The sequence below is a fragment of the Pantoea sp. SGAir0184 genome, assembly GCF_043544755.1.
Genome location: NZ_CP028050.1, coordinates 3,529,776 through 3,548,413, shown reverse-complemented (window position 1 = coordinate 3,548,413; position 18,638 = coordinate 3,529,776). Strand labels below are relative to the sequence as shown.

The 18,638-nt window shown below is 58.1% G+C and carries 17 protein-coding genes; 11 read left to right on the top strand and 6 right to left on the bottom strand.

Translation table 11 applies throughout. The features are described from left to right. Nucleotides 1–4: 4 nt before the first annotated feature. Nucleotides 5–1,873 carry an amidohydrolase gene (locus C1N60_RS16850; RefSeq protein ID WP_021507615.1) on the bottom strand — a complete coding sequence of 623 codons (1,869 nt, stop codon included), beginning with the start codon at nt 1,871–1,873 and terminating at the stop codon, nt 5–7. A 162-nt stretch (nt 1,874–2,035) separates the two neighbouring features. Here C1N60_RS16850 and C1N60_RS16845 point away from each other — a divergent pair, with 162 nt between their 5' ends. Continuing rightward, nucleotides 2,036–2,944 carry a LysR family transcriptional regulator gene (locus tag C1N60_RS16845; RefSeq protein WP_021507614.1) on the top strand — a complete coding sequence of 303 codons (909 nt, stop codon included), beginning with the start codon at nt 2,036–2,038 and terminating at the stop codon, nt 2,942–2,944. Here the strand turns inward: C1N60_RS16845 and C1N60_RS16840 are convergent, their stop codons facing one another. Then, nucleotides 2,945–4,534: an MFS transporter gene (locus C1N60_RS16840; RefSeq protein ID WP_104188077.1), complete on the bottom strand. Its 1,590-nt coding sequence runs from the start codon at nt 4,532–4,534 to the stop codon at nt 2,945–2,947. A gap of 215 nt (nt 4,535–4,749) precedes the next feature. Between C1N60_RS16840 and C1N60_RS16835 the strand changes: the two genes are divergently transcribed. Then, complete coding sequence (locus C1N60_RS16835) at nt 4,750–5,571, top strand: alpha/beta fold hydrolase (RefSeq protein WP_059012169.1); 822 nt, start codon at nt 4,750–4,752, stop codon at nt 5,569–5,571. A 199-nt stretch (nt 5,572–5,770) separates the two neighbouring features. Here the strand turns inward: C1N60_RS16835 and treF are convergent, their stop codons facing one another. Both treF and C1N60_RS16825 read right to left on the bottom strand, forming a co-directional pair. Beyond that, the gene (treF, locus tag C1N60_RS16830; protein ID WP_394521763.1) at nt 5,771–7,429 is read right to left on the bottom strand and encodes an alpha,alpha-trehalase TreF; all 1,659 of its coding nucleotides are present in this window, start codon (nt 7,427–7,429) and stop codon (nt 5,771–5,773) included. A 348-nt stretch (nt 7,430–7,777) separates the two neighbouring features. Beyond that, entirely contained in the window at nt 7,778–8,632 is an 855-nt protein-coding gene (locus C1N60_RS16825; RefSeq protein ID WP_058770640.1) for an SDR family oxidoreductase, read from the bottom strand. Between the two features lie 101 nt (nt 8,633–8,733). On the opposite strand from C1N60_RS16825, the gene C1N60_RS16820 reads away from it, so the two are divergent. Then, nucleotides 8,734–9,105 carry a winged helix-turn-helix transcriptional regulator gene (locus C1N60_RS16820; protein WP_021507610.1) on the top strand — a complete coding sequence of 124 codons (372 nt, stop codon included), beginning with the start codon at nt 8,734–8,736 and terminating at the stop codon, nt 9,103–9,105. A 22-nt stretch (nt 9,106–9,127) separates the two neighbouring features. On the opposite strand, the gene yghX is transcribed toward C1N60_RS16820, so the two are convergent. Then, nucleotides 9,128–10,018 (bottom strand): YghX family hydrolase, encoded by an 891-nt coding sequence (yghX, locus tag C1N60_RS16815; protein ID WP_058759656.1) that lies wholly within the window; start codon nt 10,016–10,018, stop codon nt 9,128–9,130. Nucleotides 10,019–10,586: 568 nt separating this feature from the next. On the opposite strand from yghX, the gene C1N60_RS16810 reads away from it, so the two are divergent. The 7 genes from C1N60_RS16810 to nhaR all read left to right on the top strand — a co-directional run bounded on the left by C1N60_RS16810 (nt 10,587) and on the right by nhaR (nt 17,044). Then, nucleotides 10,587–12,011: a cytochrome ubiquinol oxidase subunit I gene (locus tag C1N60_RS16810; protein WP_058759655.1), complete on the top strand. Its 1,425-nt coding sequence runs from the start codon at nt 10,587–10,589 to the stop codon at nt 12,009–12,011. Then, nucleotides 12,012–13,016 (top strand): cytochrome d ubiquinol oxidase subunit II, encoded by a 1,005-nt coding sequence (cydB, locus tag C1N60_RS16805; RefSeq protein ID WP_058759654.1) that lies wholly within the window; start codon nt 12,012–12,014, stop codon nt 13,014–13,016. It abuts the gene before it with no gap. Between the two features lies 1 nt (nt 13,017). Continuing rightward, nucleotides 13,018–13,185: a DUF2474 domain-containing protein gene (locus C1N60_RS16800; protein WP_064511421.1), complete on the top strand. Its 168-nt coding sequence runs from the start codon at nt 13,018–13,020 to the stop codon at nt 13,183–13,185. A gap of 297 nt (nt 13,186–13,482) precedes the next feature. Next, nucleotides 13,483–14,349: a helix-turn-helix domain-containing protein gene (locus tag C1N60_RS16795; protein WP_394521116.1), complete on the top strand. Its 867-nt coding sequence runs from the start codon at nt 13,483–13,485 to the stop codon at nt 14,347–14,349. A gap of 251 nt (nt 14,350–14,600) precedes the next feature. Continuing rightward, a complete protein-coding gene (locus tag C1N60_RS16790; RefSeq protein ID WP_164861030.1) occupies nt 14,601–14,744 on the top strand; it encodes a hypothetical protein in 144 nt (47 codons plus the stop codon). 189 nt (nt 14,745–14,933) lie between these two features. Beyond that, on the top strand, nt 14,934–16,112 hold the full coding sequence (gene nhaA / locus C1N60_RS16785; RefSeq protein ID WP_031279712.1) for a Na+/H+ antiporter NhaA: 1,179 nt from the start codon (nt 14,934–14,936) through the stop codon (nt 16,110–16,112). 29 nt (nt 16,113–16,141) lie between these two features. Beyond that, the gene (gene nhaR / locus C1N60_RS16780) at nt 16,142–17,044 is read left to right on the top strand and encodes a transcriptional activator NhaR (RefSeq protein WP_104188083.1); all 903 of its coding nucleotides are present in this window, start codon (nt 16,142–16,144) and stop codon (nt 17,042–17,044) included. 51 nt (nt 17,045–17,095) lie between these two features. Here the strand turns inward: nhaR and rpsT are convergent, their stop codons facing one another. After that, on the bottom strand, nt 17,096–17,359 hold the full coding sequence (gene rpsT / locus C1N60_RS16775) for a 30S ribosomal protein S20 (RefSeq protein WP_013507813.1): 264 nt from the start codon (nt 17,357–17,359) through the stop codon (nt 17,096–17,098). A 319-nt stretch (nt 17,360–17,678) separates the two neighbouring features. Between rpsT and ribF the strand changes: the two genes are divergently transcribed. Beyond that, nucleotides 17,679–18,617, top strand: coding sequence for a bifunctional riboflavin kinase/FAD synthetase (gene ribF, locus C1N60_RS16770; RefSeq protein WP_058774845.1), 939 nt, complete (start codon nt 17,679–17,681; stop codon nt 18,615–18,617). Nucleotides 18,618–18,638: the final 21 nt, after the last annotated feature.

The window sequence follows — 18,638 nt, the reverse complement described above, 5'->3', positions numbered from 1 at the left end:
TCACTTAAAACGCAAAACAGGAACAGCCCAGCGCACCCCAGAACGCGTTATTGTCTGACACCGGCACCGATGACTGGCGCGCGACATCATGAGCGTGGCTGTGCACGCCACAGGGGCCGCTGCACTGGTGTACCTGCGGCATCCGCGCGGCGCGGCCGCTGGTCTGCGGCGGGGCGCTGCGGTAGTGGCCAGGCACGGTAACCACCGGCGACCACTCCGGCAACACCGGCACCGGCGGCGGTGCCAGCGGCGTGAAGCTGCCGGCGGCATACACCACGTTGCCATCCACCAGCGTCAGCACTGATTCAATGCCTTTGATCTCCTCTTCCGGCACGCTGAAGAAATCTTTCGACAGCAGCACCAGATCCGCCAGCTGGCCGACTTTGATCTCACCTTTGGCGCTCTGCTCGCTGGAGAACCAGGCACTGCCTTTGGTCCACAGCATCAGCGCGGTTTCACGGTCGATGCGTGCGTTGTCATCGTACAGCTGCATCCCGCCGACGGTACGGCCTGAAACCAGCCAGTACAGTGCGGTCCACGGGTTATAGCTGGCAACGCGGGTGGCATCGGTACCGAGGCCGACCGGCACGCCGGCCTCCAGCATGCGCGCCACCGGCGGCGTCTGCTTCGCGGCCTCTTTACCGTAGCGATCAACAAAGTATTCCCCCTGGAAAGCCATGCGATGCTGCACCGCCAGCCCGCCGCCGAGCGCTTTTACCCGCTCAATATTGGCTTCAGTGATGGTTTCCGCATGGTCAAAGAACCAGTGCAGGCCATTGAACGGAATGTCGCGGTTCACCTTCTCAAACACATCCAGCATGCGGCTGATCGATTCGTTATAGGTGGCGTGCAGGCGGAACGGCCAGCGATGCTCCACCAGGTGGCGCACCACGCGCTCCAGCTCATCTTCCATGCCGGGGGCCAGATCCGGGCGCGGTTCAAGGAAATCTTCGAAGTCCGCCGCCGAAAACACCAGCATTTCACCGGCACCGTTGTGGCGCAGGAAATTGGTGCCCTGGCCCGGCTTCAGCATATCGGTCCACTTCTCAAAGTCTTCCAGCTCGTGGCCGGGACGCTGGGTGAACAGGTTATAGGCGATGCGTACCGTCAGCTGCTTTTTCGCGTGCAGTTCGGCGATCACGTCGTAATCGTCCGGGTAATTCTGGAAGCCGCCGCCGGCGTCAATGGCGCTGGTCAGACCGAGGCGGTTCAGTTCACGCATAAACTGACGCGTCGAGTTAACCTGCTGTTCCAGCGGCAGTTTGGGCCCTTTCGCCAGCGTGGCGTACAGCAGCATGGCATTAGGACGGGCGATCAGCATGCCGGTCGGATTGCCATTGCTGTCGCGCTGGATTTCGCCGCCCGGCGGGTTGGGGGTCTCTTTGGTGTAGCCCACCACTTTCAGCGCGGCGCGATTGAGCAGCGCGCGGTCATACAGATGCAGAATGAAGACCGGCGTATCGGGCGCGGCGGCGTTGATTTCGTCCAGCGTCGGCATGCGGCGCTCAGCAAACTGGAACTCGCTCCAGCCCCCGACCACGCGCACCCACTGCGGTGACGGCGTACGCAGTGCCTGTTCGCGCAGCATACGCAGCGCATCGGCCAGCGACGGAACGCCTTCCCAACGCAGCTCAAGGTTGTAGTTGAGGCCACCGCGAATCAGATGCAGGTGGGAATCGTTCAGGCCGGGAATGCCGGTATGCCCTTTGGCGTCGATGATTTGCGTGTCGCTGCCGGCAAAGCGCATGACGTCCGCTTCGCTACCTACGGCGAGAAACTTGCCGTCTTTGATGGCTACGGCGGTGGCCAGCGGGTTTGCGCGATCGACGGTGTGAAACTTACCGTTGGTAAAAATCAGGGATGCGGTCGTCATTCTGTTCTCTCCGTTAAATTAAGCGTAGCGGCCCTCAGCCACCGTGTTAATGCGCGGTTAAAAATGCTTGCGCCGATGAGGAAAAAAATACGAAATGACAGCAGTTATTGATAACGGATTGTTTTTACGTTGTCGTTCAACTTTTTTTACGGAGGGTAGGGAATGCGTTTAAATCTGGAGGCGCTGCTGATTCTGGATGCGCTCGATCGTCATGGCACCTTTGCCGCTGCGGCCGCGCGACTGTTCAAAACTGCGTCGGCGTTGAGCTATACCGTGCAGAAGATGGAGAGCGATTTAAAAATCACGCTGCTCGATCGCTCCGGCCATCGCGCCACGTTCACGCCGACCGGCCGTCTGATGCTGGAAAAAGGGCGGACGCTGCTGCGTGCGGTGAACGAGCTGGAGCAGCAGGCGCGCTACGTGGAGAGCGGCTGGGAGAGTCTGCTGACCATCAGCGTGGATGCTTCGCTGCCGTTCAGCATCCTCACGCCGCTGATTGACGAATTTTATCAGCAGCACCCGCACACCCAGCTGCAGTTCCGTCAGGATGTGCTGGCCGGCTGCTGGGAAGCGCTGCACTACGGCGAAGCGGACATTGTCTTTGGCGCGGTTCAGGAACCCGCCACGCGCAAAGAGATTGTCTGCCAGCCGCTGGGCTGGCTGGAGTATGTGTTCGCTGTCGCTCCTGACCATCCGCTGGCGGCGGAGCCCGAACCGCTGCTGCGTGAACAGATTCGCCAGTATCGCGCGGTCACGGTGCATGATTCATCCCGCCACGGTGCCGGGATGGATTTACGCGTGCTGGATGAGCAGAAGACGCTGAGCGTGCATGATTTCCCGGCCAAACTGCAGGCGCATCTCGCCGGGCTCGGCTGTGGTTATCTGCCGCTTTATCTGGCGCGCCCGCACCTGGCGAGCGGTGCGCTGGTGGCGCGCCAGCTGGACAGCGAGTGCCGGCGCGATATCGCCTATCTGGCGTGGAATGAGAGCGCCTGCGGCAACGCGGCTATCTGGTGGCGCGAGCGCCTGCCGACGCTGCCCGGCCTGAGTGACATCTACGCGCCAGCCTGATCACAGCGCAATATGATGGCTGACCTGCGGGGGTTCATCACCCTGATGGAACTGCAGTACCGCCTGCTGTAACTCAGCATCGGCGCGCGAGACGCGCTGGTGCTGACGCAAATGCTCCTGCCATGACTCCACCATAAACCACTCCAGCAGCGCTCCGGCATCGTCGGTCTGCTCCATTAATCCCCACGCATAGGCACCGTCACGGCGTCGCGCCTGCGCCAGTTTGTGCATGGCGTGCTGGAAAGCGGCGCGATCGGCCTGGGGAACACGGTAGCGAATCTGGATCAGTACGGCGCCACGGCGGATATCCACCGCATCGCTCACCACCGGTTCAGCCCAGTGCTGCGCCGGCTGCAGATCCGCTTCGCCCGCCGGCAGTGCCAGCCGTTTTGCCAGCAGCGCCGTGATGAGCAGCGCCGCACCGGCCAGCATCAGCGTTGGCGCCAGACCCATGTGCTGGGCGATCAGACCCCAGGCCAGACTGCCACCCGCCAGCGTGCCGTTGAACACCATCAGATAGACCGCCAGCCCGCGACCGCGCACCCAGTCGGGCAGCACCGCCTGCGCCACGCCGTTGAGGGTCGTCAGCGCGATGATCCAGCCGGTGCCCAGTACCAGCATCAGCAGCAGCGCCAGCCACTGCGGCGGACTGAGCGCCAGCGCTACCATGACCAGCGCGCTGAGCACGGCGGAGAGCAGCATCAGTCCATCATGGCTCAGCCGGGCACGCAGGCGCGGCAGCAGCAGCGCGCCGGCAATAGCACCGGCACCGACGGCCCCGAGCAGCAAGCCGTAAAAGCCCGCGCTGCCGTGCAGCATGGTGCGCGCCACCAGCGGCAGCAGCGCCCAGATGGCACTGGCGAAGGCAAAATACAGCGCGGCGCGCAACAGCACGCGGTGCAGTTCGCGGCTGGCTTTCACATAGCGCAGTCCGGCGCGGAAAGCGCCAAAGAAGTGCTCATTCAGCGCGGTAGCGGCCTTCGCCGGACGTTTCCACCACAGCAGCGCGGCGATGACGAAAAAATAACTGGCGACATCGGCACCGTAAGCGGCCATAGCACCTAAACTTGCCAGCAGCAGGCCACCGGTAGCCGGTCCAATCGCCCGGGCGATATTGATGCCCAGCGAGTTGAGCGCCACGGCATTTTTCAGCTCATGGCGGGGTACCAGCTCCGGCACGATGGCCTGCCATGCCGGACCGAACAGCGCCGCGCCGACGCCGCCGACAAAGGTCAGGCCGATCAGCCATTCAACGGTGAGCCAGTGGTTGTGCGACAGCAGCAGTAGCGTGCCGCTGACGCTGGCCATCAGCAGCTGCACCACAATTAGCAGGCGGCGGCGGTCAACAATATCCGACAGCACGCCGGCCGGCAGCGCCAACAGGAACACTGGCAGGGTGGCGGCGGTTTGCATCAGCGCGACGGCGGTTGGGTTATCCGACAGTCCGGTAATCAGCCAGGCGCTGGCGACGTCACGGATAAAGCTACCGGTATTGCCGAGCACCGAAGCGGTCCAGATCACGGCGAAAAGCCCGTAGGCGAAAGGGGAAAACGCGCCGCTGCGCGCTGTTTGTGGATTTGGCTGGTTCATCAGGCTGTTCCTGTCAGTGTGCGATGAGAGCACGATACGAAGCTCGCCCGTCAGGAGATAGCGGAAAAAATCGGCCAACTTGTACAAGGATTTTTGACGGCAGGGCTTAGCAAAAATCTTTGCACAAGTTGTCAAAATCTCTGCTTTAGGTTTTTCCAGCATCCCGCGCTAGTTTGATTGCCAGACACAACATCACTGACTAACGGAGAAAAAACATGAGCACATTCAAGACTAAAGACGGCGTAAACCTGTACTTCAAAGACTGGGGCAAGGGGCAGCCGGTGCTGTTCAGCCACGGCTGGCCGCTGGATGCCGATATGTGGGACAGCCAGCTCAATTTCCTCGCCGAGCGCGGCTATCGCGTCATCGCGTTTGACCGCCGCGGCTTTGGTCGCTCCGATCAGCCGTGGGAAGGCTACGATTACGACACTTTTGCCGACGATATTCACGGCCTGATCGAGCACCTTCAGCTGAATGAGGTGACGCTGGTGGGCTTCTCGATGGGCGGCGGGGATGTGTCGCGCTACATTGGTCGTTATGGTACCGCGAAAGTGAAAGGACTGGTGCTGCTGGGCGCCGTCACCCCGATTTTTGGTAAAACCGACGATCACCCGGAAGGGGTGGAATCAGCGGTGTTTGACGGGATCAAAGCGGGTTTGCTGAAGGATCGTGCGCAGTTTATCAAAGAGTTCGCCACGCCGTTTTACGGCACCAACGCGGGCCAGACGGTTTCCGATGGGGTGCTGACGCAGACGCTGAACATTGCGCTGCTGGCGTCGCTGAAAGGTACGCTGGATTGCGTGACCGCGTTCTCTGAGACGGATTTCCGTGCGGATATTGCCAAAGTGGATGTGCCGACGCTGGTGATCCACGGCAGTAACGACCAGGTGGTGCCGTTTGAAGCCACCGGTAAGCTGGTGCACGAGATGATTGCGGGTTCACAGCTGAAAGTGTATGAGAATGGCCCGCACGGTTTTGCGGTGACGCATCAGGACCAGCTGAATGCGGATCTGCTGGCGTTTTTGCAGGGGAATTAAGGGGGAGTGCGTTTTTTCCCCTCACCCTAACCCTCTCCCGCACGCGGGAGAGGGGACCGATCGAGCGAGCAGTGGATTCTTTCGTTACATGTGGCAGCGTTTCCCTCTCCCGGTGGGAGAGGGACAGGGTGAGGGCATCAGGCCGCAGCATCCCACATCAGACCGCCGCATCCTGCCTGCCACCCACCCAACTACGCCGTCAATCCGCCAGCAAATGCCCGTACATCGCCAGCAGGCGGCGGGTGACGCCGTTGGTCCAGCCGAAGCCGTCCTGTAGCGGATACTCACCGCCGCCGCCCGGGCGGGCGCGATCGCCGCTGATATCGTACTTCTCTACCAGCTTATGGTGCAGCGAATAGAAATTCTTCACCGTGGTCAGCCAGTTGACCGCAATCTCCGTTGCCAGCGTCTCTTCACCGTAGTTATTCAGTCCGACCACCGCCATCCACTGTAGCGGTGCCCAGCCGTTGGGTTTATCCCACTGCTCCCCGCTCTCCACCATGGAGGTGACAAGGCCGCCCTGCGTCAGCAGCAGCTGGCGCAGCGCCACCGCCTGCAGATGCGCCTGTTCGGGTGATGCCAGCCCCAGGAACAGCGGTACCACCGCCGCTGCGGTAAAGGCACCAAAGCGTTCACGACGCCAGTCGTAGTCGCGGTACACGCCTGCAGTGTTGTCCCACAGATAGCGATGGATCGCCTGCTTGCGCGCATCCGCTTTCTTCTGCCACGCCAGGCCGGTGAGTTCTTCGCCCTTCGCGTGCGCCAGCGTCGAGATCATCAGCTCCAGCTTGTAGAGAAACGCATTCAGATCCACCGGAATAAACTGGGTGGTGCGAATGCTGGCCAGACGTTGCGGATCGCGCAACCAGCGCGAGGAGTAATCCCAGCCGGAAGCGGCACCGGCGCGCAGATCGCGATAAACCTCGCTGGCCGGACGACGCGATTTGCTGGCGGTTTCCACATCTTCCATCCACGACTCATCGCGCGGCGTGTCGCGATCGTCCCAGTAGCGGTTGAGCAGCGAACCATCCGGCATGCGCACCACGTGGCGATAGGCCTGATGCGGCATCAGCTCGCCGGCCCCGTCCATCCAGAACTGATACTCTTTCATCAGCTGGTCAAGGTAGCGCTTCGCGCCGCGAATGCCGTCCTCTTCAAACAGCTCGACCATCAGCGCGAACACCGGCGGCTGCGAGCGGCTGAGGTAATAGGTACGGTTGCCATTCGGCACGTGACCGTAGTTATCAATCAGCCAGGCGAAGTTGTCCGCCATATGACGCAGCAGATCGTCGCGGCCCGCTTCGGCCAGTCCCAGCATGCTGAAGTAGGAGTCCCAGTAATACGTTTCACCAAAACGCCCGCCGGGCACCACGTAAGGCTTCGGCAGCGGCAGCAGCGACGAATGCGGTAAATGCTGCTGCGGCATTTTGGTTAACACTGGCCACAGATCGTCAATATGTTCCGTCAGGGTTTTATCCGGATTGGAAACATAAAAACTCTCATTGACCTGCGGTAAATAAAAATGCTCGTGGACAAATTTTTCCAGGTCGAACTCCGCCGAGCGTTTGCGGCGGCGATAGCGGATTAAAATATCCAGCGGATCGAATTTAGGCGCGCAGTCCGGAAACGTTTTGCTGTCGGCAAAAATATGTGACGTCTGCACGTGCTCAAACAGCTCCAGATAGCGATCGGCAGGCGTCAGCGCATCAGGCGCAGGCAGGCCTTCGATCAGCTCGGGTTCCGGCTCCGAATCCTGCATACCTTCGCGGATAAACTCGTGAGGATCGTATTGATACCCCAGATCAGCATGGGCTTCGTGTTCTCCGAAAGCTTGACGTTGCTGGTGGTTAGTATTAATAGCGGCCTCCTGAAATTGCCTGGTTGCTCAAAGGACAAATTATAGATCTCTGACCCGATGAGACAACAATGCGAAATATCTATGAACGTAATAAATCTTGTCGATTGATCGGCTATTTTAGGCTTTTTTCAGCGAATACAACGCCCTATATTTCAGGAATTGAAAGCAGTGTTTCAGATGAAGCTTTAAATAAATGAACAGATTTATCTGTAAATAAGAAAATCGTCAGTGATGACGGCAAAAAAGCGGGAAGAGGTTGATCATTTGATGGCAAACGAGACGGGGAAAAGAGGGTTTCTCGCCGCCCTCACCCCGGATTTCACCGCAGGTGAGGGCGCCATCAGCGCCTTACTTTGCCAGCGTGGCCTTAATTACCGCGGCGAACGGTGTGGTCGGGCGGCCAATGAGTTTGCTTAGCGTGTGGCTGTCGTCGAACAGGGCGCCCTGAGCGGCACCGGCGTCGGAATCCGCCAGCAGTTCGGCCAGCGGCGCGGGTAAGCCGGCTCCGATCAGCGCCGCGCTGAATTCCGCAGGCGGCAGGTTAACGTACTCCACCTGTTCGCCGGACTGGCGGGCGATCTCCGCACTGAATTCTGCCAGCGTATAGCTGTCATCGCCGGCCAGTTCGTACACTTTGCCGGCCTGATCGTCACGGCTGATCACCTCTGCCGCCGCGGCAGCATAATCCTCGCGCGCCGCCGACGCGATGCGCCCGTTGCCCGCCGCGCCGATAAAGGCATGATGCGCTAACGCCGGTGCGATGCTGGCCGCATAGTTTTCGCTGTACCAGCCGTTACGCAGCAGGGCATAAGGGATGCCTGAAGCCTGCAGCAGCGCTTCGGTGGCGCGATGCTCCACGCCGAGACCCAGCGGTGAAGTATCCGCGTGCAGCAGGCTGGTGTACGCGATAAATGACACGCCTGCCGCTTTGGCGGCATCAATCACCGCCCGGTGCTGGGCCTCGCGCTGGCCCACTTCGCTGGAGGAGATCAGCAGCACTTTCTGCACGCCGGCAAAGGCGCCCTGTAGCGTCTGTGGCTGGTTGTAATCCGCGGTACGCAGCGCGACGCCGAGCGCCTGCAGGTCCTGCGCCTTTTCCGGTGAACGTACCACCGCGATGATCTCGCTGGCCGGTACTTTCTTCAGCAAAGCATTAATCACTAAACGGCCCAGTTGGCCAGTGGCTCCGGTAATCGCAATCATGGTGTTTTTCCTCAGGTTGAACTGGTATGGAAACAGCCTACGGGATAAACTAACTTTTAGTAAGTACTTACAGATTTGTTAGTTTGAGCGGAGTGATGTAAATGGCTGAAAACCTGAGTGATAAATTTTCCCGTGGTGAATTACTCAATGTGAACTGCCCGTCGCGTGAAGTGTTAAAACGGATTACCAGCCGCTGGAGTGTGCTGGTGTTACTGGCGCTGCGCGCTGAGACGCTGCGCTTCAGCGAACTGCGCCGCCGGATTGGTGGCATCAGTGAACGCATGCTGGCGCAGACGCTGCGCTACATGGAAGAGGATGGCTTCATTGAGCGTATCGCCTATGAAGTGGTGCCGCCGCACGTGGAGTACCGGCTGACGGCGCTGGGCCATGAGGTGGAAGGGCAGGTCATCGGCCTCGCCGACTGGCTGGAAAGCAATGTCCACCGCATCATTAAAGCGCCGCAGACGGCGTGAGTGCCGTCGCGGCGCGCCAGGCTCAGGCGTGCAAATATTTCTCAAACCAGCCGAGTGTGCGACCCCATGCCAGGTCGGCGGCGGCTTTGTCATAGCGTGGCGTTGAGTCGTTGTGAAAGCCGTGATTCACGCCGGGATAAATATACGCTTCATAGGTTTTGTGGCTGGCTTGCAGGGCGGCTTCATAAGCCGGCCAGCCTTCGTTGATGCCTTTATCCAGCGCGGCATAGTGCAGCAGCAGCGGCGCCTGAATGCGCGCCACATCTTCCGCTTTTGGCTGGCGGCCATAGAACGGCACGGCGCAGGCCAGCTCAGGAAACACCACTGCCGCCGCATTGGCCACGCCGCCGCCATAACAGAAGCCGGTGATGCCGACCTTGCCGTTCCCCTCGGGATGCTGCATCAGGAAATCGACCGCCGCGAAGAAATCGTTCATCAGTTTGGTCGGGTCGACTTTGGCCTGCATCGCACGGCCCTCTTCATCATTGCCCGGATAGCCGCCCAGCGAGCTTAAGCCATCCGGCGCCAGCGCAACATAGCCCGCTTTGGCGACCCGTCTCGCCACGTCTTCAATGTAAGGGTTCAGGCCGCGATTCTCGTGTACCACCACCACGGCACCCAGCTTGCCGCTGGCGTGAGTCGGGCGCACCCGATAAGCGCGTACCTCGCCATGTCCCTGGGGCGACGGGTAGTGAATGTATTCGGCGTTGATATCAGGATCGGTAAACGACACCTGCTCTGCCAGCGCATAATTGGGGCTCATGGCGCTGAGCAGGGTGGCTCCGGTCATGCCGGCGATGGTGAACTTCGCGGCCAGCGAGAGAAACTCGCGCTTGCTGATGCGACCGTGCGCATAGTAGTCATAAAGCTCAAGCAGTTCCTGGGGAAAATCCTGGGCGGTAAGACGGGTCATAACCTCTCCTTCGCTGATTAACCGGACTGTGCTGCTTTAACAAAGCACAGCCTGACGCCGCTGGCAAATGCCATGCCCCAGCGGGTTAATGCGCGATGGCTCACAGAATGTCACCGAAAAGCAGCAAATTAATTTCTTTTTGGTCTATAAAAATTATCTTTTAATTAACAAACTTTCTTTCTGGCGACTGTGCAGGAAATTTTACAGCGTAACGTGACGGTGCGGTCCTGTGCCGTTTTGTCTTGCGCAGTAATTAACAGCTAAATTAGCCAGTTACCAGATTAACGCCTTTTCCTCTCGCTCTGCTTAATAACAAGATTGTCACAATAAATCACGGGCTTTAACCTTAACTTAGTGATTTTAAACAAGTAGTTTCTGGTGAAAACAATGATCGAAATCAAAAAATACTGTTATAGTTTTAGCCATTCCCACTGTTTCTTTTTGTTCTCGCCGCTTGCCTTACAATTGGCGTGAATCTCTTCCGACGTCACGAAATAATAATTTTGTGCGTCAAACTTGTTAATTATAAGTAAAAATTCGGTGTAATCTTGTGGCAAAGAGGTAAGCAATGTTTGGATTAGATGCCTTCCACCTGGCCAGGATTCAGTTCGCCTTTACTGTTTCCTTCCATATTATTTTCCCGGCCATCACCATCGGTCTCGCCAGTTTCCTGGCGGTGCTCGAAGGCATGTGGCTGAAAACCCGTAACGAGACCTATCGCGATCTCTACCACTTCTGGTCCAAAGTCTTTGCCGTTAACTTCGGTATGGGCGTGGTGTCCGGACTGGTGATGGCGTATCAGTTTGGTACCAACTGGAGTGGCTTCTCGCAGTTTGCCGGCAGTATTACCGGTCCGCTGCTGACCTATGAAGTACTCACCGCCTTCTTCCTTGAAGCGGGCTTCCTCGGCGTGATGCTGTTTGGCTGGAACCGCGTTGGGCCGGGCCTGCACTTCTTTGCCACCTGCATGGTCGCGCTCGGTACCATCATCTCGACCTTCTGGATCCTCGCGTCCAATAGCTGGATGCATACCCCGCAGGGCTACATCATTGAGAATGGCATCGTGGTGCCGCAGGACTGGTTCAGGATTGTCTTCAACCCGTCGTTCCCGTACCGCCTGTTCCATATGTCGGTGGCGGCCTTCCTCGCCAGCGCCTTCTTTGTTGGCGCGTCTGGCGCGTGGCATCTGCTGCGCGGTAACGATAACCCGGCAATCCGCAAAATGTTCTCCATGGCACTGTGGATGGCACTGATCGTAGCGCCGATTCAGGCGATGATCGGCGATGCGCACGGCCTGAATACCCTTGAGCATCAGCCGGCAAAAATTGCGGCGATTGAAGGCCACTGGGAAAACCCGCCGGGAGAAGCGACGCCGCTGATTCTGTTCGGTATTCCGGATATGGATGAAGAGCGCACCAAATATGCGCTGGAAGTGCCGTACCTCGGCAGCCTGATTTTGACCCACAGCCTGGACAAACAGGTCCCGGCGCTGAAGAGCTTCCCGAAAGAGGACCGCCCGAATTCGCTGGTGATTTTCTGGTCGTTCCGCGTCATGGTGGCGATGGGCCTGCTGATGATCACCCTCGGCGTGCTGAGCCTGTGGCTGCGTTACAAAAAGCGGCTGTATAACTCCCGGCCGTTCCTGTGGTTCGCCCTGCTGATGGGCCCGTCCGGCCTGATCGCCATTCTTGCCGGCTGGTTTACCACGGAAATTGGTCGTCAGCCATGGGTGGTGTACGGCGTGCAGCGCACCATTGATGCGGTGTCGGCGCATGGTGATTTGCATATGAGCATCAGCCTGCTGGCCTTCATCCTCGTCTATTCATCGGTGTTTGGTGTCGGCTACGTTTACATGATGCGCCTGATCAAGAAAGGTCCGCTGACCGGCGAGGGTAAAGATGTGCGCCACGGTGGTCCGGGGCAGGATAAAACACCTGCGCGTCCGCTTTCTGCGGCCCATGAGAGTCTGAACGAACCGCAGGAGGGTAAATAAATGATTGATTTCTCCATTATCTGGTTCGCCATTATCGTGTTCGCCACCCTGATGTATATCGTGATGGATGGCTTCGATCTTGGCATCGGTATCCTGTTCCCGTTCAATAAAGATGCGGTTGAGCGCGACATGATGGTGAATACCGTTGCGCCGGTCTGGGATGGTAACGAAACCTGGCTGGTGCTGGGCGGTGCCGGTCTGTACGGTGCGTTCCCGCTGGCCTATTCGGTGATTGCCGATGCGCTGGCTATTCCGCTCACCGCGATGCTGATTGGCCTGATTTTCCGTGGCGTGGCGTTTGAGTTCCGCTTTAAGGCCACGGAAGAGCACCGTGCGTTCTGGGATAAATCATTTATCGCCGGTTCACTGCTGGCGACCTTCAGTCAGGGCGTTGCGGTCGGTGCGATTATCGACGGCTTCCCGGTGAAAGGGCGCGAGTTTGCCGGCTCGGCGATGGACTGGCTGGCGCCGTTCCCGCTGTTCTGCGGTGTCGGTCTGGTGGTGGCGTACGCACTGCTGGGCTGTACCTGGCTGATCATGAAAACCGAGCATGAGCTGCACCGTAAGATGTCCGCGCTGGCGACGCCGCTGGTAATCGCGCTGCTGCTGATTGTCGGCATTATCAGCCTGTGGACGCCGTTCACCCACGATGCGATTGCGCACCGCTGGTTCAGCCGTCCTAACCTGTTCTGGTTCCTGCCGGTGCCGGTGCTGGTGCTGCTGTGTTCGTGGGGCATCGTGCGCGCTATCAAGCGTGAGGCGCACTACTCGCCGTTCCTGCTGACGCTGGCGCTGGTGTTTCTCGGCTTCTCCGGCCTCGGTATCAGCGTATGGCCGCACATCATTCCGCCGTCGATCACCATCTGGGACGCCGCGTCACCGCCGCAGAGTCAGGCCTTTATGCTGGTCGGTAGCTTACTGATTATTCCGGTGATTCTGGGTTACACCTTCTGGAGTTACTACGTGTTCCGCGGAAAAATCAAAGCCGACGAAGGATACCACTGAGATGCAAACCGAGGTCAGCAATATGAGCAACCCCACTGAAACGAAAGCCCCCTGGTGGAAGCGCGTGCTGTGGTTAGTAATCATCTACGGCGCAAGCGTGCTGGCACTGGGCGTGGTGGCATCACTGTTTCGTATGATGATGACGGCAGCGGGCATGCGTTCGCACTGAGTGGTCGAAGAGGGCAGGCACGCCTGCCCGGTGTTATCGGTCGCCATTAATGGCGACCCTGCAAGGCGATGCACGATTTTCACAGGGTGCGCATTAATGCGCACCGCTACGCGCAGGCACATCACTGCTCAACGATGCGATGCCGTTAAGACGATAAAAGGTTAGTTACCTAAGCAATTAATGCTTTTCCCGTCTCGCTGTCTTTACTCTTCCTTACGTTATCCATACGATTTTGTTATATTTATGTGACGGATTACGCAAAAGCACCGCCTTTCCCAACCCATTCAATTAAAAAAAATGCTCAGCCTGAATCTGAAAAAACAGTACATCAACGATCTGGTGAACTGGATCGAGGCCAATCTGACCGACGAGCTCAACATCGATCTGATTACCCTGAAATCCGGTTACTCCAAGTGGCACATGCAGCGTATGTTTAAAGAGATGACCGGCCAGACGCTGGCCTCGTACACGCGCAAACGTCGCCTGACGCTCGCTGCCATGGCGCTGCGCCTGACCAGCATGCCGCTTATCGATATCGCCGTGCGGTTTGGCTTTGATAATCAGCAAAACTTTACCCGGGTGTTTAAAAGCCACTTCGCCATGACGCCAGGCGCTTATCGCCGCATTCCTGAGATGCAGATGAAAGACTTCCACAGCCGCATCTCAACCCAGCGGCAGTGGGTGAGTGCGCGCCTGGCAGAGAAGCCGGAGCTGAAGCTGTGCGGAGAAGTGATTGAGTGGGAGTGCCGCTTCGGCGAATACATTGACCACCACAATCACGTGGTGGCGCAGCATACGCGTGATTTCATCGCCTTCGCCGGCCAGCATGTGCAGCGCGGCTGGCTGGGTTTCCAGTTCAGCCCGGGGGTTAACTCCAGCGATCAGCAGCATATCAGCCTGTTCCAGGCGCTGGAGAGCCAGTACGCCGACGTGCTGACCGGCAATGTACAGAACTGGACTGGTGAAAGCGGACTGTATGCGGAGATTGACTGGCACGGCGCGCCGGAAGAGATCAATGCGTTCACCGCAGAGGTGTACTACAACCATCTGCCTGCGCTCGGCGTGGCGCGGCGGCCGGGCAAGGACCTGATTAAGCTCGATCTCCGCTACAGCACGCCGGATCTGCTGCAGGGCACCTTTTACATTCCGGTCAAAGTCGGATAATGCATAAATCGTGCGGTAAACTGTGATAAACCGCACGATTTTATAAATTCCTGCGCCTGAGTGGCGTAAAATCCTTCACTGAAACCTGACTGACCGTGGAAAACACTGTTTGCCACCTCTCAGGCTGGATCATCACCTGCATGCCTGGTCCATTCCGGACCGTTATAGTGAAAAGACAAAAAATTATGCGACTTCTACCGTTGTTACTTTCAACAGCGCTTGTGGCGTTTTCCGCGCTGGCAAGTGCCCAGATGGCTGAGCCTTTCTCACCGCCAGGCGGTCTGCATCCGCATCAGCCTCACTGCGCCCAGCATGAGATTGCCGGCGATAATGCGCTGCCACAGCAGCGTACGGATGACGTGACGCTGCTGACCTGCACGAACCACCAGGCCTGACGGCGCGCTACCTGCTTAACGACCAGCGCCGTATTGCGTCCGTCCGCTTTTAGCCCTCCCACCGCTGCAATACGCCCGGCCTGGCGAATAACTCGAAAATCCCGAGCAATAAACGAGACATAAGCTGCTTTTAACGAGGTGTTACAGCGGCTAAACTTCTCCACCAAATGTCTCTGCTCAGGAGGAGTTGTGAACAAACCCCGTAGTATTCGAAGCTTGCTGAAAAGCTTTATCGAAAGTGACGCCAGCAACGGCATGGTGCTGATTCTGGCGGCGGTGGCGGCGATGGTGCTGGCCAATAATGCCGCCACCGCGCAGGGCTATCAAAACCTGCTGGCGGAGCCGGTACAGATTCGCTTCGGCGCGCTGGATATCAGCAAAAACCTGCTGCTGTGGATTAACGATGCGCTAATGGCGCTGTTCTTTCTGCTGATTGGCCTCGAAGTGAAGCGCGAACTGATCAGCGGCGAGCTGGCCAGCCGCGATCGCGCGATCTTCCCGGTGATTGCTGCGCTGGGCGGCATGGTTGCGCCGGCGCTCATTTTCCTGCTGTTCAATCATGATAACGAGGTTGCCCGCAACGGCTGGGCAATTCCCACGGCCACCGATATCGCCTTTGCGCTCGGCGTGCTGGCGCTGCTCGGCAGCCGGGTACCGGCGGCGCTGAAAGTGTTCCTGATGGCGCTGGCGATCATTGATGACCTCGGTGCCATCGTGATAATTGCGCTGTTCTACACCAGCGACCTGTCAGTGCTGTCGCTGAGCGTGGCGGGCGGCGCTATCGTGCTGCTGGCAATCCTCAATCGCTGCGGTGTGCGCAACATCGCGGTGTATATGCTGGTGGGCGTGGTGCTGTGGACCGCGGTACTGAAGTCCGGCGTGCATGCCACGCTGGCGGGCGTCGTGGTGGGCTTCTTTGTGCCGCTGGAGGAGAAAGAGGGACACTCACCGGCTGAGCACCTGGCGCACGGACTGATGCCGTGGGTGAACTGGCTGATCCTGCCGCTGTTCGCGTTCGCCAACGCCGGCATCTCGCTCAGCGGCATCACCTTTGGCGATGTGCTGTCGCCGGAGCCGCTTGGCATTATCCTCGGTCTGCTGATTGGTAAACCGTTAGGTATCACGCTGTTCTGCTGGCTGGCGGTGAAGCTGCGGCTGGCGGCGTTGCCAGGCAGTACCACCATTCGCGACATTATGGCAATCGGCGTGCTGTGCGGTATCGGCTTTACCATGTCGATCTTCATCAGTTCGCTGGCGTTTGACGCCGCGCATGAACAGCTGGTGACGTTCTCGAAGCTGGGCATTCTTAGCGGTTCACTGCTGTCGGCGGTGATAGGTTATACGCTGCTGCGCATCAAACTGCGCTAATAAGGAGAGGCGCAAGCCTCCTTTATGGTATGAATCAGCTCAATTTTAATCATCTCTACTACTTCTGGCAGGTGTGCAAAACCGGTTCGGTGGTGCGCGCCGCTGAAGTGCTGTGCCTCACGCCGCAGACCGTAACCGGCCAGATCAAAGCGCTGGAAGAGCAGCTGGATGGCGTGCTGTTTCGCCGTCAGGGGCGTGGTCTGGTGCCCACCGAGCTGGGGCAGCTGGTGTTCCGCTATGCCGATCGCATGTTTATGCTCAGCCAGGAAATGCTCGATATCGTTAACTACCGCAAGGAGTCGCATCTGCTGTTTGATGTTGGCGTGGCGGATGCGCTGTCAAAACAGCTGGTGAGCAAGGTGCTGGAAACGGTGGTGATGGCCGGCGAGAAAATTCAGCTGCGCTGCTTTGAATCAACGCATGAAATGCTGCTGGAGCAGCTCAGCCAGCATAAGCTGGATATGATCCTCTCCGACTGCCCGATAGATTCAACCCAGCAGGCCGGGCTGTTTTCGGTCAAGCTCGGCGAATGTCCGGTTAGCTTCTGGTGTAATGCGCCACTGCCTGAGCTGCCGTTTCCGGCCTGTCTGGAGCAGCGGCGCCTGCTGTTGCCCGGCCGGCGTTCGATGCTGGGGCGCAAGCTGCTGAACTGGATCCACAGCCAGGGGTTACAGGTTGAGATTCTCGGTGAATTTGATGATGCGGCGCTGATGAAGGCGTTTGGCGCGCAGAATAATGCGATCTTTGTCGCACCGACGCTGTACGGGGATGATGTCTATCGTGACGATAGCGTGCGCGAGATCGGCAGGCTGGAGACGGTGATGGAGGAGTATCACGTTATTTTTGCCGGGCGGATGATTCAGCATCCGGCGGTGCAGCGCATTTGCCATCGCGACTTCAGCGCGCTGTTCAGCCACGGATCGCAGGCATAAAAAAACCGGCGAAGCGCCGGTTCTTTTAACAAAGCGATAAACAGACGGCGATTAAGCCAGTTTGTTGATCTGAGCAGTCAGGTTTGCTTTATGACGTGCAGCTTTGTTTTTGTGGATCAGACCTTTAGCAGCCTGACGGTCCACGATTGGTTGCATTTCGTTGAATGCGTTCTGCGCAGCAGCTTTGTCGCCGGTTGCGATAGCCGCGTATACTTTCTTGATGAAAGTACGCATCATAGAACGATTGCTCGCGTTATGCTTGCGACGTTTCTCAGATGTTACGGCGCGTTTCTTAGCTGATTTGATATTAGCCAAGGTCCAACTCCCAAATGTGTTCTATATGGACAAATCAAAGGCCGAGGACTATGCCTTTTGCGCCTTCTTTTGTCAATGGATTTGTGCAATAAAGCGTCGTTTTAACCACGACACCCGCTTACGTAATTGATGGCGCAAGATTCTACCAGCAACACCGCGCTGAATACAGTATTTCGCAACAAAATTGTTGTGATGGGGCCGGAGCCGCCAGCCAGCGGGCGCCTGACGCTGAATCAGGCGCAGGAAAGGCACGCAGACGGGTTAACCTGAACGCTATTCAAGGGTATAATCCGCCGATTTCCACCGGTTTGAGTCAGCCATGAAGTTTATCCGCGGTATTTACAATCTGAAAGAGCAGCATCGCGGCTGCGTCCTGACCATTGGTAATTTTGACGGCGTGCATCGCGGCCACCAGGCGCTGATGGCGGAGTTAATTGCCGAAGGACGTAAACGCAACCTGCCGGTGGTGGTGATGCTGTTTGAGCCACAGCCGCTGGAGCTGTTTGCCGGCGACAAAGCGCCGGCGCGCCTGACGCGTCTGCGTGAAAAGCTCAAATACCTCGCACTGGCGGGCGTTGATGCCGTGGTGTGCGTGCGCTTCGATCGCCGTTTTGCGGCACACTCAGCACAAAGCTTTATCAGCGAACTGCTGGTCGACAAGCTCAATGTGAAATTCCTCGCAGTGGGGGATGATTTCCGCTTTGGCGCTGGTCGCCAGGGGGATTTCCTGTTATTACAGAAAGCCGGTGCGGAGTATGGCTTTGAGGTCATCAGCACCCAGACCTATTGTGATGGCGGCAAACGTATCAGCAGTACGGCGGTACGTCAGGCGCTGGCGCAGGACGATTTTGCTCAGGCGCAGCAGCTGCTCGGTCATCCGTTCAGTATTTCTGGCCGCGTGGTGCACGGTGATGCACTGGGACGCACCATTGGTTTCCCGACCGCCAATCTCCCGCTTCGTCGCACCGTGACGCCGGTAAAAGGTGTCTTTGCGGTAGAAGTGCTGGGGCTGGGCGAGCAGCCGATTCCCGGCGTGGCAAACATTGGTACGCGCCCGACGGTAAAAGGTCTGCGTCAGCAGCTTGAAGTTCACCTGCTCGACACACATATGAATCTTTATGGGCGCCACATTGAGGTGGTGCTGAAGCAAAAGATTCGCGACGAACAGCGTTTCGCTTCGCTGGACGCGCTGAAAGAACAAATTGCGAAAGATGTGGTGACGGCCCGCCAATTTTTTGGGCTAAAAACACCGGTTTAATGACCGAAATACGGAACCGAG

Excerpts from the sequence above, each read along its gene's own strand:
- C1N60_RS16850 (WP_021507615.1), bottom strand. The coding sequence starts at position 1,873 with ATGACGACCGCATCCCTGATTTTTACCAACGGTAAGTTTCACACCGTC.
- C1N60_RS16845 (WP_021507614.1), top strand. The coding sequence starts at position 2,036 with ATGCGTTTAAATCTGGAGGCGCTGCTGATTCTGGATGCGCTCGATCGT.
- C1N60_RS16840 (WP_104188077.1), bottom strand. The coding sequence starts at position 4,534 with ATGAACCAGCCAAATCCACAAACAGCGCGCAGCGGCGCGTTTTCCCCT.
- C1N60_RS16835 (WP_059012169.1), top strand. The coding sequence starts at position 4,750 with ATGAGCACATTCAAGACTAAAGACGGCGTAAACCTGTACTTCAAAGAC.
- C1N60_RS16825 (WP_058770640.1), bottom strand. The coding sequence starts at position 8,632 with ATGATTGCGATTACCGGAGCCACTGGCCAACTGGGCCGTTTAGTGATT.
- C1N60_RS16820 (WP_021507610.1), top strand. The coding sequence starts at position 8,734 with ATGGCTGAAAACCTGAGTGATAAATTTTCCCGTGGTGAATTACTCAAT.
- yghX (WP_058759656.1), bottom strand. The coding sequence starts at position 10,018 with ATGACCCGTCTTACCGCCCAGGATTTTCCCCAGGAACTGCTTGAGCTT.
- C1N60_RS16810 (WP_058759655.1), top strand. The coding sequence starts at position 10,587 with ATGTTTGGATTAGATGCCTTCCACCTGGCCAGGATTCAGTTCGCCTTT.
- cydB (WP_058759654.1), top strand. The coding sequence starts at position 12,012 with ATGATTGATTTCTCCATTATCTGGTTCGCCATTATCGTGTTCGCCACC.
- C1N60_RS16800 (WP_064511421.1), top strand. The coding sequence starts at position 13,018 with ATGCAAACCGAGGTCAGCAATATGAGCAACCCCACTGAAACGAAAGCC.
- C1N60_RS16795 (WP_394521116.1), top strand. The coding sequence starts at position 13,483 with ATGCTCAGCCTGAATCTGAAAAAACAGTACATCAACGATCTGGTGAAC.
- C1N60_RS16790 (WP_164861030.1), top strand. The coding sequence starts at position 14,601 with ATGGCTGAGCCTTTCTCACCGCCAGGCGGTCTGCATCCGCATCAGCCT.
- nhaR (WP_104188083.1), top strand. The coding sequence starts at position 16,142 with ATGAATCAGCTCAATTTTAATCATCTCTACTACTTCTGGCAGGTGTGC.
- ribF (WP_058774845.1), top strand. The coding sequence starts at position 17,679 with ATGAAGTTTATCCGCGGTATTTACAATCTGAAAGAGCAGCATCGCGGC.